Here is a 17,120-nt window from a genome sequence, read left to right on the forward strand (position 1 = left end):
GAGTGAAGGTGTGCGATGACAGATCAAGCAACTCAAGAACCTCAAGAAACTCAAGAACCTTCGGAAGCACAAGCGCTTCAGTTGCAACAACATTTCAGTATCGTGCTTCAGGTGCGTGATTACGAATGCGATCAAGCTGGGGTGGTCAATAATGCTGTGTATTTTAATTATTGTGAACACGCAAGACATGAATTTCTAAAAACTTTGGGAATAGATTTTGCCGATTGCGCTCGCCGTCAAATCAACCTAGTTGTGGTTCGGTCAGAACTCGATTACAAAGCTTCATTAGTAAGTGGAGATGTGTTTGAAGTCAACGTTCGCCTAGAGCGGATATCTCGATTACGCTTCGTGTTTCATCAAGCAATGCGATTGCGTGACTCACAAAAATTGATCTGTGTAGCCAAGATTTTTGGCGCTGTCGTTGATGCCAACGGACGTCCATGTATGCCGGATGAAATTGCACGGCTAGTCGGGCCGGTGCCAGTGAAACAGAATCAAACAGATTGACCAGATTATGGAGAATAACTGGGCGTGTGGATTGCAGTGCAATGTGATGCAAGCTTGCAATGAAGATCACGCACAGTACTGTTTCCTCATTGCTCGCTTAGTGGAGCCTGAAAGTCAGACGATCCAGCCCAATCCTTTCAGGTGCCTGCGCAGTGCTTCACTCGGAGTCTTTAAACGCGCCGCACACTGTTCCACATCATTATTGACGGCGCTTAAATGCGCGCGAATTTCTTCTGCCGGAATTTGTTCAACCCGACGAATTTGCGTATTTGCATCAATCAATTTATACATTGAAGGACGTGAAATGCCTAAATCGTCGGCGGCATATTGAATAGTCCAATCATGCCTGTGCATTGCATCGATCACATCTTGCTCACTTAAATCACGTAGTTTCTTGCGTTCAACTGGTGCGGCGACTGGACCATCATTTGCGCTGTCACTCACTCTTTTTATCAACTCATTGGTCGCGGACTTGGCCGTAAGTTCTGCGGTTTTCAGTGAGGAAGGAGCTAAGTTTGTGTTGGTAGACACTTTACGGAGATCCGCACTTGCGGTTACCGTGATTGTTGGTGTTTCGACCATATTCGCAAGTAAAGGATACTCGCCCAATTGCAATGACAGTAGCGTTCGCTTCAAAACATTGCTCAATTGTCGGATGTTGCCAGGCCATTCAAAATTGAGCATATCACTGATTAAGCTTGGCGGGATTAATGCGAGATTGACCTGTGCAACGTCATTTCTTTGTGCCAGATGATAAATCAGCAGGCCGATGTCTTCGCGCCGCGCGCGCAGAGGCGGAATGCGAATGATAAAGCTCTCCAGACGACGCACCAAGGCATGATTAAAATTAGTGTGATATAGGTCCTGATCTGTTGCCGTGATCATCCGGGCGGTCGAGCGCGCATCGCGCGTCGCGCCCAGTGGCCGATATTCTCCATTCTCCAGTACGCGTAAGAGCATCGGCTGTACCGTGAGCGGCGTATTACCAATTTCATCTAAAAATAGGGTGGAATTTTGTGCCTCACTGAAATATCCCTCCCGGCTATTTTGTGCGCCGGTATAAGCACCTTTGCTAGCACCAAATAGATCGGCTGCCGCAAGCGATTCGTTCAGTGCCGCCATATTGACCGACACCATTTTTGAGGATGAACGTTTGCTTAAGTTGTGAATGGCTTGTGCTGCGACTTCTTTACCAGTGCCAGTTTCGCCTAATAGCAAAACGGTATTGTCATTGGTTGCGGCTAGACGAATTAAGTCGCGGGTAAAAATGGCATTACTACCTACACCGATGAATCCATCAACGGGATTGTGCTTCGGCAAGCAACGCATCCAATGGACGCAAACGAAAACCGCGCGTCCCAATGCGATGATGACACCAACATCGATTTGTTCTGGCGAGAAAAAGCTGGGGTCACGAACCTCTGCACCATTAATTTCAACCACCATACGACTATTTGGCGGATAAATGGTAACGCCATCTTGGTCATCTCTTACGATCCGCAATGGATCACGCGAAATACCTCCATAGCCGACCGGTAATGCATCACCGTTAATGGCGCGAAATGTGGGGGTGAAGCGGCCCAGTTCAATCGTGCCGGCCTCTGTGGTACTAACGAATTGTTCTCCAATACGGCTTGGATCTGGATGCCAAGCAATAGTCAATCCTAGTAAAGGGCGACTATTTGAGGCCGTGAGGGCAAGTGGAGAGGTGATTGTGTAATCAGCGTTTGACATTTGTACTTGGCGTAAAAGACGGTTAATGGGAGCTACGCAATTTTTTTACGTGTAAAAAAATTCTTTACACGTATTTTTATGATTGTTGTGCCGACCACTTCAGGCCGGATCCAATTTTTTATAGCATCACATTTTTTTAAAAAATGATTTTATGCAATTCTGCGCGAGTCGGAATTGATTGTGTGAAGCATTTTAGCGGGAACATAAGCATATTTCATGCCTTTCCTATAAAAACGACACTTTTTTTGTCTGAGCTAAAGCTGGCACGTGAATTGCTGCTGCATATCTATATTCATTCGAATGACGGGTTCGTGCTCGGTCATTCAATCTATGCTGACGAAAAAGGCAAATACTATGGAAGCGCAACATTCGGGTAGTACACAGTTCTTGGATGTACTGATATTAGGTGGTGGTCCTTCAGGGATAGCCGCAGGTATTGCGTTACTAAAACGTGGTGATGTCGATGTCATGGTTGTGGAGCGCGGTGATTATTCTGAATATAAATACGGTGAGTCCTTGTCGTCGGGCGTGCGCTCTACTTTAGAGTATTTGGATGTATGGCAAGACTTTGCGCAAACTCAAAATTTGAGTCCGTTTTATAGTCAGGTGAGCTGGGGAAACGAATCGCAACGCCAATTGGAATATATGTTCACGCCTCATGGCACAGGCTGGAACCTTGATCGTGTAGCTTTCGAAAAATTGTTGACCAATACCTTTAGGGAACGCGGTGGGAAGTTGCGCTGCAATAGTCAGGTCATTACTTGCGAACGCCAAACTTTCCGCGGATGGCGGGTCGAAATCAAGTCAAAAGATCAGCAAATGCAAACGATCGTTTGCAAATACATTATCGATGCATCGGGGCGTCGGGGTGTGATGCGTACCAACTTGAATTTAGCATTGACGGTTTATGATCGTTTGATTGGAGTCACTTGCATTGGCCAATTGCCAGAGGGCCGTAATACCAAATTAGATAGTCAGGTTGTGGCTTGCAAATATGGTTGGTGGCATCTCGCACCGTTACCGGACAACAAAGTCTCAGTGGTCTTGATGACTGATCCAGATATCGCCCATAAGATGCAAGCTTGCCATCCGGATGTTTGGCAAGGATTATTGAGGGAGTTGCCGTTCATGGGGAAAGCGGTTGAAGGCGTCATTTTTCCTGAAAAACCACGCTCATTTCCTTGTTTTTCCTCCTATTTGAAAGAAGCTGGTGGCAAGGATTGGGTTGCTGTGGGTGATGCCGTAGCCTCATATGATCCGATTTCATCATCTGGAATTCCGCGTGCACTAGCCAATGGTATCCATGGTGCGTTTATGGCCGTTGATGGTCTGTTTTCCAGTGGTGATTTGCTAGCCACTTATTCGCAGTCGATTGAGCAAGATTTTAAGCAACACTTACAGACGCAATGGCAATACTACCAACGTGAGACGCGCTGGCCAGATGAAGTTTTTTGGGCACGTCGACGGGCTGTGGTAGCAATTTCCAAAGATTCTATCGTCCATGCTACGCATTACTTTGAACAAAAACTGGCTCGTGCACCTATTCACTTGAGAGCCAATGAACTGCAAGATCTCTGGTTGTTTTGTGAGTTAGGCAAGCCGATTCGTGAGGTTATCGAATTGTTCTCAAGAAGACACCTGCATTTGCCTGAGCAAAAGATTTTATTAGGATTGCAGGAGCTAATAGAAACTGGATATCTAGAAATTGTGACCGAAGAAGAGGAAGACCGGGTATTTCTCAACACAGATCGATTACATTTTGATTGAATTTATGCAACACGATTAAATAATTTTGCCGAAAAATATTGCAGATCCCAGTTGATGGGCGGATGTGACTTCACAAGCCCTGCTTGGTGATTGTCCGCAGTTGCCTATAAAAGCGTCAATCGCAGAGCTGGAATGCTGTGCAAAATGCGCTGTTTCTGCTGAACGTATTTCAACCGTAAGTATTAGCGCTTTGCATTTGGTCATTTGCTTTGATACTTATGCAGGTTGACCTTCCAAGGCGGCAGCAACACGGTAAAATAGCGAGATGAATACAGAACTCGCTATCCCATCCCCTATTTCGTCCAATTCCTCAGCACACGCTAACAGCGTTGCTTCCACGTACCCTCATTTTGTGCATCTGCGCATGCATTCAGAATATTCTATTGTTGACGGTCTCGTCAGGATTGATGACGTGGTGAAAGCCGCTGTCAAAGACAAACAAGCCGCACTTGCCTTGACGGATTTGGGTAATCTGTTTGGCTTGGTGAAATTTTACAAGGCAGCGCGCGGTAAAGGTATCAAGCCGGTCGCTGGTTGCGATGTCTGGATCACGAACGATAACGATAGAGATAAACCATCGCGACTTTTGCTTTTGGTGAAATCACGTCACGGCTATTTGCGGCTATGTGAACTGCTTGCACGCGCCTGGATAGAAAATCAACATCGTGGTCGTGCTGAAATTAGATTTGAATGGCTACAAGAATTATTTGAAAACGATAGCGAACAAGGTCTGATCGCTTTGTCGGGCGCACATTTTGGTGATGTCGGTATTGCCATTGACAATAGTAATCTCGATCTGGCCGAGCGCAATGCACTTCGTTGGGCGAGTATTTTCCCGAATCACTTTTATATAGAGATCCAAAGAGCGGGACAGCCGAATATGGAACCGCATGTGAAGCAAGCGGTAAAATTAGCGCAGCGTTTGGGGTTGCCGGTCGTCGCCACGCATCCCATTCAATTTTTGAGTAAAGATGATTTTACTGCGCACGAAGCGCGTACCTGTATTGCCGAAGGCGAAATGCTGGCGAACGGCAGGCGTGCGCGCAAATTCAATGATCAACAATGCTTTAAATCGCGCGAAGAGATGTTGGCTTTGTTTGCTGATATCCCTGGCGCGTTGGCGAACTCAGTGGAAATCGCTAAGCGTTGCAATTTGAAATTAGAACTCGGTAAGCCGAAACTGCCAGATTTCCCTACGCCAGAAGGCATGACAATTAATGACTTTTTGGTGTTTGAAGCGAAGCGCGGTTTGGAATTCCGATTAGAAAATCTTTTCCCAAATCCAGAAAAGCGCGAGCAAAACCGTGAGCGTTACGAAGCGCGTTTGAAGTTTGAAACCGATACCATTATTAAAATGGGTTTCCCCGGTTACTTCTTGATCGTTGCGGACTTTATTCAATGGGCAAAAAATAACGGTGTGCCAGTTGGGCCAGGTCGCGGTTCTGGTGCGGGTTCTTTGGTCGCTTATGCGCTCTTGATTACTGATCTCGATCCACTGCAATACAACTTGCTGTTCGAACGTTTCTTGAATCCTGAGCGCGTCTCCATGCCCGACTTTGATATTGATTTCTGTCAGGAAGGCCGTGATCGCGTGATTCAGTACGTGAAAGATCGCTATGGTAAAGAGGCGGTGTCGCAGATCGCCACCTTCGGAACCATGGCGGCCAAAGGCGCGATTCGCGACGTTGGTCGTGTGCTCGATTTTGGCTATATGTTTTGCGATGGCGTATCGAAACTAATTCCATTTAAGCCGGGCAAACAAGTGACGATTGCGGAAGCGATTGTCGAAGAACCTTTGCTGGCAGAGCGACAAGAAAACGAAGAAGAAGTCAAAACGCTGCTCGATCTGGCGCAACAGGTCGAAGGTATTACGCGGAACATCGGTATGCATGCAGGTGGCGTTTTGATTGCACCAGGTAAGCTAACAGATTTCTGTCCACTTTATACACAGGGCGGCGATTCCGGTGTGGTGTCGCAATACGATAAAGACGACGTCGAAGCTGTCGGTCTGGTGAAGTTCGACTTTTTGGGTTTGACTACCTTGACGATTCTTGATCGTGCCGTGCGCTATATCAAAATGCTCGATCCAGCGATGGCAGAGTTTGATCTATCGAAATTGCCGCTGGACGATAGAGCTTCGTACGAACTACTCACCAAAGCGAAAACCGTTGCCGTTTTCCAGTTGGAAAGCCGAGGCATGCAAGGCATGTTGAAAGACGCGCGTCCTGATCGGTTTGAAGACATTATTGCGCTGGTGGCGTTGTATCGCCCGGGTCCTATGGATTTGATTCCTGACTTCTGTAAGCGTAAGCACGGTGAAAAGTTTGATTATCCCGATCCGCGTACCGAAGGTATTTTGTCGGAAACCTACGGCATCATGGTTTATCAGGAACAGGTTATGCAGATGGCGCAGGTGGTCGGTGGCTATTCACTCGGCGGTGCGGATTTGCTGCGTCGTGCGATGGGTAAAAAGAAAGCTGAAGAGATGGCAGAACATCGTCAGATTTTCCGTGACGGTGCAGCGAAGGATGGCTTGCCGCAAGAGAAGGCGGATGAGATTTTCGACTTGATGGAGAAATTCGCTGGCTATGGTTTTAATAAATCCCATGCGGCGGCGTATGCACTTTTGTCCTATCACACTGCCTATTTGAAAGCCCATCATCCTGCCGCGTTTATGGCAGCCAATATGTCGCTCGCGATGGATGATACTGACAAGGTAAAAATTTTAGTCGAAGACGCGATAGATATCTGCAAGCTGAAAATGTTGGCACCTGATATCAATCAATCCGACTATCGTTTTATGCCAGTCGGTGAGGCTGGTAAGAAAGCGATGCAAATCCGTTATGGTTTGGGGGCTGTCAAAGGTTCTGGACAAAATGCGATTGAGAGCATTGTCACTGCGCGTAAAAATGGCGGCCCGTTCACCGATATTTTTGATTTCTGTAAACGTGTCGATAAGCGCCAGGTCAATCGTCGTACGATTGAATCCTTGATCCGTGCTGGTGCGATGGATTGTTTGAAACAAGACCGCGCAGTTTTATTGGCAACTGTCGATTTTGCCTTGGAAGTCGCCGAGCAGGCTGAAGCATCGGTGAATCAAGTCAGTCTATTTGGTGACGATGATGACATGATCCCACCGCCAGAATATGTGAAAGCCGAACATTGGTCAGATCGCCAGCGTTTGCTTGAAGAGAAGCAAGCACTTGGCTTCTATTTGTCTGGGCATTTATTCGATGCCTATGCACCGGAAGTGCGGCAGTTTATTAAGACGACTTTGGCAAAAGTGGAACCATCGCGTGACTTGCGTTTGATCGGTGGCGTAATCGCTGGATTGCGTACGCAAATGACGCAGCGTGGACGTTTGTTGATCGTCACTTTAGATGACGGTACGGCAGTCGTCGAAGTTACAGTGTATGGCGAATTAGCGGAAGAATTCAAAGGCATTTTTAAAGAAGATGAATTCCTAGCGGTGATGGGCAAAGTGTCGGAAGATCGATTCAACGGTGGCTTGCGAATTACCGCGGAGCGTGTGATGGACATTGGCCGGGCGCGCGTACAATTTTCGCAGGGTTTGCGCGTCAAGCTTGATGCCAAGGCGGACACCAAAAAATTAGCCGAGATCTTGCGAGCGCATTTGAATAATGAGGGTTGCCCGGTCTTGATTGCTTATACAAATCAAACGGCGTCGGCTGAATTGTATTTGTCGGATGCCTGGCGGGTGAATCCGGATGATCAATTGCGCAAAAAACTCGGTGATTGGTTAAGCCCAGCGAACGTGAAGATCGAATATAACTAACATGGCTATGCTAAAAAACATCGCGAATCCTGATTGGCGTCAGCAATTGCCAGCGCAAATATTAAGTTACTTGCCGCTCACGCTATTTTTCCAAGTGGGCTTGATGTACGCAGGGTTGGGTTTGTTTTTGTTGGCCTGGGCTATGTCTGGCGACTGGCAGAATAAGATAGCGCGGATGAAGTCATCGCCCCTTCTATGGCCAGTCATAGGTTTAAGCGTGATCTCTGTGTTGATCAGCCTCATTCATGCACATCCGGTCGGTGAATTCGCGGCTGCTTTTTCACATTATCAGACTTATTGGTTTTTGTTTCCCATGTTAAGTATAGGTAGTGGCGCGTGGCAGCAAAATGCGGTTCGCAATTTTTTCCTGGGTGCAGTGATCGCTGCCAGTTTGTTTTATCTGAATAGTCTGGGTGTGTTGCCTGATATTAAACTGTTCAAGAGCTACGTTTTGTATGAAGGTAATAAGTCTATACTTTTGGGTTTACTACTAGCGATAGCGGCTGCATGGATGTTGCACGAATGGCGCTTACGTAAAAACCTCACTTTGTGGCGTGCAACGAGTTTTGTGTATGTGCTGATTGCCCTCGTGTTATGTACTAAATCGCGAACGGCGAGTTTATTGTTCGTACTCTTATGTGGCTTACTGGTATTTCGTAATTTTAGTTTCCGTTGGTGGCAATTGGGTGCTGTGGCGAGCTTATTGTTGGTAGTGATTTTTTCGATTTCACGTGTTGCGCAATTGCCTGCCCCAACCACTTGTCTGGCGAAAGAAATGCACGACGTTTATAAGTTGAGCGGCGCGCAGATCTTGCTAAATCGCGGTATCTGCACTGTACATCAGGTACGTGATTTTGGTCAGGCAAAGCAAGTGACGGAAGATGGTATGCGCTTGGAACTTTACATGAATACCTGGCAAATGATCAGCCAAAGCCCATGGACAGGACATGGCATAGGTAATTGGCTGCCCATGTATCAGCAAAAAGCGCAGGGTCAGATCAGCGAAAAAATGACCACGCCACACAATGATTATTTACTATATTGGTTTGAACTTGGCATTGCTGGTTTGCTGGCATTGCTAACGATGTGGGGAATGCAACTGTGGATTGCTCGTCAAATGGTATCTGGAGCGCATAGCGAGCGCGCGATGTTGTTGGCGATGCTTACTATTGGAATGATGTTCGCCGCTTGCTTCAATGCGATTATGCGCGATGGTGTGTTTGCTTTTGCGATGTTGATCTTGCTGGCAATACCCTTGGCAGGCATGGGTGAAAATTCAGTGCGCCGTACAACTATTTGAACAAGAATTCATGGCTAAATTAAATACCCCGATTTTGAAGCGACTCTGGACCTCGGTGACCCAATACCGTGCCTATCTGATTCTCACTGTACTGACGATGTGCGGTACCGCTTTGACCGAAGTCGCCTTGCCTTGGGGGTTGGGAAAATTACTGGATCATGGCTTTAAGGGACAGCAAATGGACTTTCCTTTATGGTACGTGCCAGCAATATTGATCGGCATTTTTGTCATTCGCGGTGCTTGTACTTTCACCACCAGCTATCTGATGAGCCGGATTTCGGTGAACTTATTGAACGAATTAAGAGCAAAAGTATTCGATAAATTATTGCATGTGCCAGTCGGCTTTTATCACGCCGAGTCAAGTGGACGCATCATCAATACCATCATGTTTGAAGCCCAGCAAATCGTTGAAATGGTGAAAGTATCGATCACGACTTTGTTCCGAGATTCACTGACAGTGGCTGTGCTGATGGGTTATCTGATTTGGTTGAATTGGAAATTAACATTGGTGACTCTTATTTTGATTCCGGGCATGACGATCCTAGTGCGTGGTGTTAGTAAACGTCTGCGTAAGCTGAATCATCAGTCTTTAGAAGTGAGTGGTGAATTGACGCAGGTGATAGAAGAGACGACACGTGCCCATCAGGTGATTCGTATTTTTGGTGGCCAAAAATATGAGCAACAACGCTTCGAGGCAAAAAATAAAAAGCTCGGTAGTTTCACAATGAAAAGTACGGTGGCAGTCTCATTTACCACGCCTTTGACGCAGATTCTAGCCTCACTGGCAGTCGCGATCGTGATCATGTTGGCGCTGGCGCAAGCCCGCAAAGATGCCACGACTGTCGGTGATTTTGTCACCTTTATTACTGCGATGATGATGCTGCTGACACCACTGAAACGTCTGGCAGATTTGAATGGTCCTTTGCAACGTGGTATGGCAGCGTCTGAATCGGTATATGGTATGGTTGATGCGATTCCTGAAGGCGAAAGCGGTCAAGCAATCACAGGACGTGCCACAGGCCAGTTAGAATTTAAGAATCTGAATTTCACTTATCCCGGGCAGGAACTGCCTGCTTTGACCGATATTAACCTGCAAGTGCAAGCTGGCGAGACGATAGCGCTGGTGGGAATGTCTGGCGGTGGTAAAACTTCATTGGTGAATTTGGTTCCCCGTTTTTATGAACCTGCGAGCGGTGCAATTTTATTAGATGGCGTGACGCTCGCCGATATTTCACTTAAGAGTCTGCGTCAACAGATCGCGATGGTTAGTCAGAATGTGATTTTGTTCGATGACACGATTGCAGCGAATATCGCCTATGGCGATGCAGCGCCCAACCAAACCCGCATTAATGATGCGATTCGTGCTGCTCATTTGCAAGATGTCGTAAGCGAAATGCCTGAGGGTATTCACACCATGATAGGCGACAATGGTATGCGTCTTTCCGGCGGACAACGGCAACGATTGGCAATTGCCCGCGCGATCTATAAAAATGCGCCGATCTTGATTTTGGATGAAGCTACTTCGGCCTTAGATAGCGAATCCGAACGCGCTGTACAGGCTGCTCTGGATGAATTGATGCAAGGACGCACTACATTGGTCATTGCGCATCGCTTATCGACGATTGAACGCGCGAGCCGGATTGTGGTCTTAGTCGAAGGTAAAATTGTGGAAGTCGGCACGCATGCCGAGTTGTTAGCAAAAGAATCTGCCTATGCGAACCTGTATCGATTGCAGTTTGCGGGCTAATGTTGAATGTGTACTAGGTGACTGATTTGTCTTAGTACATGATGCTTGATGCGAAGAAAGTCGAAAAACCGCTTGTTTTGATTGGAGTGTGCATGTCTACGTTGTCCCGTACTTTATTCGCTGTTTTGTTTGGTGCATCTGCATTTGTCTTCACTTCTGCTTCTCAAGGAACAGAAAGCAAGAGCAGAGCTGATTTTAGCGTCGAGAATATCGATCAGGCGATGAAGCGATTTACGCGTGCGCCGCATCCTATGGCGAGCGCTGAGCAAAAGAAACTAGCGCAAGAAATTAAAGCTGGTTTGGCAAAGCATGGCTGGCAAGTGGAGAGTCAAAAGTTCAGCACCAAAATTCCAAATTTGGCGCATGTCAAATTGGGTGGTAAAGATAAAAATGCCACACCAGTGAAAGAAGTTGAAGGCGAAAATATTGTTGCGATATCGAAAGGTAGCGAACGTTGTCTGATTTTAATTGGTGGTCATTACGACACGAAGATTTATCAGAATTTCAGATTTGTCGGCGCGAATGATGGAGGCTCGTCGACAGCAGCAATGCAGGAACTAGGACGGGTAATTAATGTCCTTCGAACTCAGGAAAAGGCTGCCAAGCCAGACAATGGGCGTTACTTAGATTGCAGTATTGCATTGGCTTTTTTTGACGGCGAAGAAGCCACTTTGCCGGAGTGGAGTGATGGCGAACGATTAGTCGGTATCCAAGATAACATCCATGGATCACGTGCTCTGGCCGCCACGATGTCGCGTCAATTTGAAGGCATACTGTATCAAAACCTCCCTGTGAAAGCAGTGTTGGTGTTAGACATGATTGGCCATAAAAATCAAAATCTATTTATTACGACTGGTTCTAATCAGCAATTAGCGCAAAAATTCTTAGGGCAGAAAACCAGTACTAAAATCTTCGCAGCGAATATTGCAATAGAAGATGATCATCTGCCATTTGCGCAGCTTGGCATTCCTTTATTGCATATTATTGATTGGACGAATTTGTCTGAATGGCATACAGCACAAGATACGACAGAAATTATTTCGAATAAAAATATTGCCGACTTTGGTGATATGCTGGTGCGCTTCTTGAAGCAAAAGCGTTAAGTCACGACGACCACAGGTGTCTATTTAACAGGAGAAAGTATGCGCGAGATCTCGCCAGTCTTCTTGCCACGTGCAATTGCGAGATTTAAGCGTTTGATTAATTCACCGTGTTTATTCAATGCAGTGGCAAAATGAAGTTCATCAATCCTGAGAGGGGTGCTAAGTACGGCAAAATCGATTTCAGCAGCATCTAAGACATGCGACTTATCAACGCTCTGCATGTGCCTGAGTAGGGTGTGAACTGCATTTGGATCTGCTTGCCGTGCGCCGAACAACATCACATCCATCCGGTGCATGGAGAGTTTTTTTAGCCGCGCCACATGTGATGCCGTATCTTCTTCGACTTTGAATGCGTCGTTTTTTCTTTGGTCGAACTCATCACCATAGCTGACGCCACGGATCACGCCCACGGTCTTCCCTTTGAGATCACCAATTTGGTTGAAATGAAACTGGCGAGTTCTCGGTGTGACCAACCAGACATAATTGGCGTAAATGAAATCTGAGAATTGCATGCTTTCCAGCCGTTCGCTGTTTTTTGATAGTCCAAACGCGATACCTTCACCGTTTTTGACATTGTGAAGCAGGCGCGCCATTGGGTAGTAACGCACTTCAAAGCTGACGCTGGCTTCGCGTTCGAAGTACAAGAACAATTGGCGTATATCGTCTTTGACCGGAATAATCTCACCCTGATCATTACGCAATTCACGCACTAGTAGTGGGATTTTCTCGATCTCGGCCGCCGCTAACGGAATCTGTATGCAAATGCACAGCAACAAACATGTAGTCACATGAAGTCTATTGATTGCGCAAAAAAGCCATCGAAATAGTGGAGCGATCGTCATAAGCGTTGGTTTGAAGCCTACATGCCAGAAATTTGACTTCAAGCATGTTGGAAATTATTTGTTTATTTGCTGATCGGAATTCTTATCGCGCTCGAAATAAATTACCGAGCTAGGTGAAGCTGGAAATCATAGAGTGTCGGTGAATATTGCTTCCTACCGCACTTAAGGTTATTGATCAACTTTTGATCATTTATAAAGTGTCATGACGGGATGTACCTTTGGGAAAGTATAGACGCGTTTCCTTACGATTCCAACGGTTTTTGAACGCATAAAATGCGAGTAGATAAAAAAACGTCATCTCAGGTAGACCTGAGATGACGAAAAAGGGAGGTTGAAACAATGAGCACGTCCAACATCGATTCCTTGCACCATTGAGACCTGTGTAGTGTGCAAGTCTTGCTTTGACTATGCAAATACTTTGGGACGAACGGTGGCTTTTTCGGCGCAGAATGCAGGAAAGTCGGGTCCATCTTGCTGCAATTAATTTTTAGCCTAGTTTTTTATTACACATGAGCGTTATAGAGATGTGTGCAAAATTGATCCCGCCGTACTCAACGCCAAAGGTAGTGTTCAAGTAAGAGGCGCGGTGATCGAAACTGTTTTTCTTAACCGCAAATCGATAGGTATTCCCCTAAGCTGATTTTTCAAGGTTGAGACAAAATATGGTTTTGAATCGCGGGTTTTTGATGGCTGACGTGTGAGGATTTTTTTGTAAATTGTGTTCCTGTAATGGATACTATTCCAGCTGAATTCCTACATCTGAAAAAAACTGCTGTAGTTCAACTGCTTATTGATTTTCAACCAAGGCGTGTGGTTGTAGATAGAATTTTTGTGCTGCCCGGACGATACCTTTGAGCTGATTTTTTCCTTGTCGAGGGAAAACAAGATACGGCGATTGCATCCGTTGACTTAAGCCGATTTCTGTTAAAGGAGCGCGACGTAGTCCTATACCTAAAGCTAGCTCGGCGATAACGCAGTCTTTACCAACTGCCAACCAAATTTTTTGCCTATTCCTGACCGCGTCATCATTTTTCTAAGACTGAGAGTTTTCAGTCATTGCTGTATTTAGGCCTGATTAATTAAGCGATGTTGCGACATGCTGACGATGCTTAGGTCATCAGCAACGCCTTCTTTAGATCATCTTTCTTGGTTGTTCGCTGTTATAAAAGATTTTCTATTTCAAAAGTAGCGTAGTTTGTAAGCCATTACAGGCGTCATCTTGGAAGATCTTTGAATGCCAGAACGTAGGCAAGTGGTTCAGACGCGAAGTGATTTGTGATGCCGTGGCAGAACGAGAAATAGTCTGCAAGGCCTGTAGAAGCTAATATAGTGGGGATTAAGCCTATTTATAGCTATCAATAATTTTTTGATAGTTTGCGTTGGCCCGAATTTTCTTTAATCCATCATTAAATTGTAAGCGTAAGTTTGCATCATTAAATACCACGCCATAGGCGGTTTTTGTTTTGATTAAATCGTGATAGGTCAGCGCAACGCTGGTATCAAACTCACTTGCCAGTTGCCGCTTATAGTGTTCAAAAATTGTTTTGTCGATGATGATAACTTGTACTCGATCGGCCCAAAACATTTTGTTTTGGCTGAACTGATTAAATGCTTGATTGTAGTTTTTCGGAAAAATGCCATTCGCATCGGGGTGATAAGTTGCTTCAAATTCCGGACCGAGATTTCTCCAACCATCTTGCCAAATTATAAAACTGACTTGTTTAAGGTCTTGGAAACCGTTGAGCTGAATCTTATGTATGCTCTTACTGATAGCGACATTCTGAAATTCTAAATAAGGATCAGAAAAATACAGTTTACTGTCTTTATTGTCTTGTACTGTCGCCGCTGCATCAACTTCCTTCTCTCTAACAGCCTTGATCAGACGAATCTTGGGTATCGTCACAATTTTGATGGTGTGCCCAGCTTGCGCCATGATTAGGCGCAGTAAATCAATTTCAATTCCTTGATCCAGGTTGTCTTTGCGGAAGCAATAGGGCGGTCGATCGCTGGCGAATGCAATACTCAATTCCAACGCCGACGCCGGAAAGGCAACGAGTATCGGATATAGACTCAGCAATAGTGCAGGAAATAGTTTCATGCCTGGTCAGTTAATTTTGTATTCTGCTTTAAATGATGCATCAGGAGCTGCAACCTCATTCACTTTCACATCGACGTTTACAGCTAAATCGGCGGAGGCCATTCCCGACGTACATAATGAACTTTTCATTTCATCTTGCGCGTCAGAGAAGGTAGGTACATTGTTTTCTGAGAAAGATTTTCGAAGTCGCACGGGCGGTTGACGTTGAGATCTGAAGTACCGCTGTCAACACGCCCCAGTAGCAATGTAACTAACTTACTTGTTTTTTGCAATCCACTTATCTACCTGTGTCTCCAGGATAGGCATCGGCAAAGTACCATCACCGATTACAATTTCATGAAACTTAGGCAGCGTGAACTTCGCCCCCAATGCTTGTTGTGCTCGGGCGCGCAGATCTAAAATTTTGCGTGCACCGATCTTGTAACTCAACGCCTGGCCTGGAAGAACCATGTAACGCTCGATTTGATTTTTTGCCTTCGCTTCGGTGTAGCCTAGATTTTTCTGCATGTAGGTGATCGCCGCTTCACGAGTCCAGCCCTTGGCGTGTATGCCAGTGTCGACGACCAAACGCACTGCGCGCATTAATTCGTCATTCAGATGACCGAAATAGGCTTCGGGATTGTCATAAAAGCCGAGTTCATGTCCCAATGTTTCAGAATATAAAGCCCAACCTTCGGTAAACGCCGCGCTGTTCAAATTCTCTGTGTTGAATTTCCGGTATTGCGGCAAATCCATTTCTTTCAATAAGGCCGCATGCAAATGGTGTCCGGGCTGACCTTCATGCAAAAATAAAGTGACCATACCAACGCGGCTATATTTTTTCGGATCGTTCACGACTGGCCAGAATACGCCAGGATGTGAACCGTCTGCAGACGGTGGTGTGTAATGATCGGATGCCGTAGCGCGACTGAGCTCAGGTTCTAATTGCAGCTCGAGTTTTCCCTTAGGGAGCAGGCTAAACAGCTCTGGCAGTTTGTTTTGTACCTTGGCATCGATTTGACGATAGGCATCAAGTATTTCTGTATCCGTGTTGAAAGATTTGAATTTGTCTTGTTGACTAACCCAGACTGGTAAATCGATGGCAGGTCCGCTGTAGCCTAGTTTAGGCGCCAATGCTTCCCATTGTTGTTGAATACGGGCGACTTCTTGCAAACCTAAAGTGTGGATTTGATCCGGTGTTAAATCCGTTGTCGTATGATCTTTAATCCGCATCTGGTACCAGGCAGCACCGTTGGGCAAGGCGCTGTAACCGCTATTATCACGACCTGCACGCAAGTAATCTGTTTCCAGAAAATGCACTAAGCGCTGTAGCGATGGCGTGAGTTTGGTGCGTATAGTCAGATTGTAGGCTTTAGTCAGTTTTTGTTTATCTGCGGCAGAAAATTGCGCCGGCAAATTTTTGATCGGTGTGTAAAAGATGCTGGCTTCAGGATTGGCATTCGGTAAGGCTTTAAATTGCGGCAGCATGGCTAGCGTAATGGCTTTTGGCTGGACTATCCCCAGCCGTATCCCTTCACGCATATTTTTGATGGCCTGATCGACCCAAGTTGGCAATGCATTGAGGCGTGCCAGATAGGCGTAGTATTGCGGCACAGTACCGAGTGGTTGTGAACCATCACCACCGGCAAAATTGGCTAGGGTGCTTGGTACATTATCCATTTGATTGAGCGGTAATAAATGCTCGGGAAAATGTTCAAAATGGAGTGCACTATCGAGTTCATACGCGAGTAGGTCGTAGTTGAGCTGGTCTTTGTCATTTAACTGCAAACGTGCAATTTGTTTTAAACCTTGCTGCATCTTATGCATGTCGGCAAAGTATTTTGCGCGATTTTGCGGGGCAATGCTGATTCCTAACTGCGCATCATAACGGCTATCGCCATTGATGGATGCAAACAACAGCGGATCAAAATGCACTCGTGTGGCATAAAATGTGTCAGCTAGTTGATCTAATCGCTTCTTAGCCTGCGTGTCACTTTTTTGACCTATTTCGGTAGCAGCAATGCTGAATTGTGGAGCCAGAATGACAGACCCCGCGATGAGCGCAGCGGTAAGGCTGGAAAGTTGCAAACATTTTTTAAAAGACATAGAGGTACCCTGTAAAGTGGATTAGCAATCGCGCATTGTGCAGCGCTAAGAATACCGCAATTTATATGCTGGTAGCATGAAATTGCTGGTGTTGTACTGATGGGATCGCGTGACATTGGGAATGCCGTTATTTTTACTAAT

The 17,120-nt window shown here is 46.0% G+C and carries 10 protein-coding genes; 6 read left to right on the plus strand and 4 right to left on the minus strand.

Going from position 1 to position 17,120, the window contains the following annotated elements; genetic code table 11:
- The first annotated feature begins 15 nt into the window (after positions 1 to 15).
- Positions 16 to 507 carry an acyl-CoA thioesterase gene (locus ACO0KW_RS14905; RefSeq protein WP_423054052.1) on the plus strand — a complete coding sequence of 164 codons (492 nt, stop codon included), beginning with the start codon at positions 16 to 18 and terminating at the stop codon, positions 505 to 507.
- Positions 508 to 621: 114 nt separating this feature from the next.
- On the opposite strand, the gene ACO0KW_RS14910 is transcribed toward ACO0KW_RS14905, so the two are convergent.
- Positions 622 to 2,241 carry a sigma 54-interacting transcriptional regulator gene (locus tag ACO0KW_RS14910; protein ID WP_423054053.1) on the minus strand — a complete coding sequence of 540 codons (1,620 nt, stop codon included), beginning with the start codon at positions 2,239 to 2,241 and terminating at the stop codon, positions 622 to 624.
- A 354-nt stretch (positions 2,242 to 2,595) separates the two neighbouring features.
- On the opposite strand from ACO0KW_RS14910, the gene ACO0KW_RS14915 reads away from it, so the two are divergent.
- The 5 genes from ACO0KW_RS14915 (at position 2,596) to ACO0KW_RS14935 (ending at position 11,954) form a co-directional block, all read left to right on the plus strand.
- Positions 2,596 to 4,008 carry an NAD(P)/FAD-dependent oxidoreductase gene (locus tag ACO0KW_RS14915; RefSeq protein ID WP_423054054.1) on the plus strand — a complete coding sequence of 471 codons (1,413 nt, stop codon included), beginning with the start codon at positions 2,596 to 2,598 and terminating at the stop codon, positions 4,006 to 4,008.
- Between the two features lie 364 nt (positions 4,009 to 4,372).
- Positions 4,373 to 7,804 carry a DNA polymerase III subunit alpha gene (gene dnaE / locus ACO0KW_RS14920; protein WP_423054055.1) on the plus strand — a complete coding sequence of 1,144 codons (3,432 nt, stop codon included), beginning with the start codon at positions 4,373 to 4,375 and terminating at the stop codon, positions 7,802 to 7,804.
- A 1-nt stretch (position 7,805) separates the two neighbouring features.
- Entirely contained in the window at positions 7,806 to 9,104 is a 1,299-nt protein-coding gene (locus tag ACO0KW_RS14925) for an O-antigen ligase family protein (RefSeq protein WP_423054056.1), read from the plus strand.
- Between the two features lie 10 nt (positions 9,105 to 9,114).
- Positions 9,115 to 10,851, plus strand: coding sequence for a lipid A export permease/ATP-binding protein MsbA (gene msbA, locus ACO0KW_RS14930; protein WP_423054057.1), 1,737 nt, complete (start codon positions 9,115 to 9,117; stop codon positions 10,849 to 10,851).
- A gap of 92 nt (positions 10,852 to 10,943) precedes the next feature.
- On the plus strand, positions 10,944 to 11,954 hold the full coding sequence (locus ACO0KW_RS14935; protein ID WP_423054058.1) for a M28 family peptidase: 1,011 nt from the start codon (positions 10,944 to 10,946) through the stop codon (positions 11,952 to 11,954).
- 20 nt (positions 11,955 to 11,974) lie between these two features.
- On the opposite strand, the gene ACO0KW_RS14940 is transcribed toward ACO0KW_RS14935, so the two are convergent.
- The 3 genes from ACO0KW_RS14940 to ACO0KW_RS14950 form a co-directional block, all read right to left on the minus strand.
- Entirely contained in the window at positions 11,975 to 12,742 is a 768-nt protein-coding gene (locus ACO0KW_RS14940) for a substrate-binding periplasmic protein (protein ID WP_423054059.1), read from the minus strand.
- Positions 12,743 to 14,138: 1,396 nt separating this feature from the next.
- Positions 14,139 to 14,894: a substrate-binding periplasmic protein gene (locus tag ACO0KW_RS14945; RefSeq protein ID WP_423054060.1), complete on the minus strand. Its 756-nt coding sequence runs from the start codon at positions 14,892 to 14,894 to the stop codon at positions 14,139 to 14,141.
- 255 nt (positions 14,895 to 15,149) lie between these two features.
- Positions 15,150 to 16,979 (minus strand): DUF885 domain-containing protein, encoded by a 1,830-nt coding sequence (locus ACO0KW_RS14950; RefSeq protein ID WP_423054062.1) that lies wholly within the window; start codon positions 16,977 to 16,979, stop codon positions 15,150 to 15,152.
- Positions 16,980 to 17,120: the final 141 nt, after the last annotated feature.

The sequence above is a fragment of the Undibacterium sp. Ji22W genome (assembly GCF_049340305.1).
Classification (GTDB): domain Bacteria; phylum Pseudomonadota; class Gammaproteobacteria; order Burkholderiales; family Burkholderiaceae_D; genus Undibacterium.

Bases quoted from the DNA above. Each gene is read 5' to 3' on its own strand.
- ACO0KW_RS14905 (WP_423054052.1), top strand. From the start codon at position 16: ATGACAGATCAAGCAACTCAAGAACCTCAAGAAACTCAAGAACCTTCG.
- ACO0KW_RS14910 (WP_423054053.1), bottom strand. From the start codon at position 2,241: ATGTCAAACGCTGATTACACAATCACCTCTCCACTTGCCCTCACGGCC.
- ACO0KW_RS14915 (WP_423054054.1), top strand. From the start codon at position 2,596: ATGGAAGCGCAACATTCGGGTAGTACACAGTTCTTGGATGTACTGATA.
- dnaE (WP_423054055.1), top strand. From the start codon at position 4,373: ATGCATTCAGAATATTCTATTGTTGACGGTCTCGTCAGGATTGATGAC.
- ACO0KW_RS14925 (WP_423054056.1), top strand. From the start codon at position 7,806: ATGGCTATGCTAAAAAACATCGCGAATCCTGATTGGCGTCAGCAATTG.
- msbA (WP_423054057.1), top strand. From the start codon at position 9,115: ATGGCTAAATTAAATACCCCGATTTTGAAGCGACTCTGGACCTCGGTG.
- ACO0KW_RS14935 (WP_423054058.1), top strand. From the start codon at position 10,944: ATGTCTACGTTGTCCCGTACTTTATTCGCTGTTTTGTTTGGTGCATCT.
- ACO0KW_RS14945 (WP_423054060.1), bottom strand. From the start codon at position 14,894: ATGAAACTATTTCCTGCACTATTGCTGAGTCTATATCCGATACTCGTT.
- ACO0KW_RS14950 (WP_423054062.1), bottom strand. From the start codon at position 16,979: ATGTCTTTTAAAAAATGTTTGCAACTTTCCAGCCTTACCGCTGCGCTC.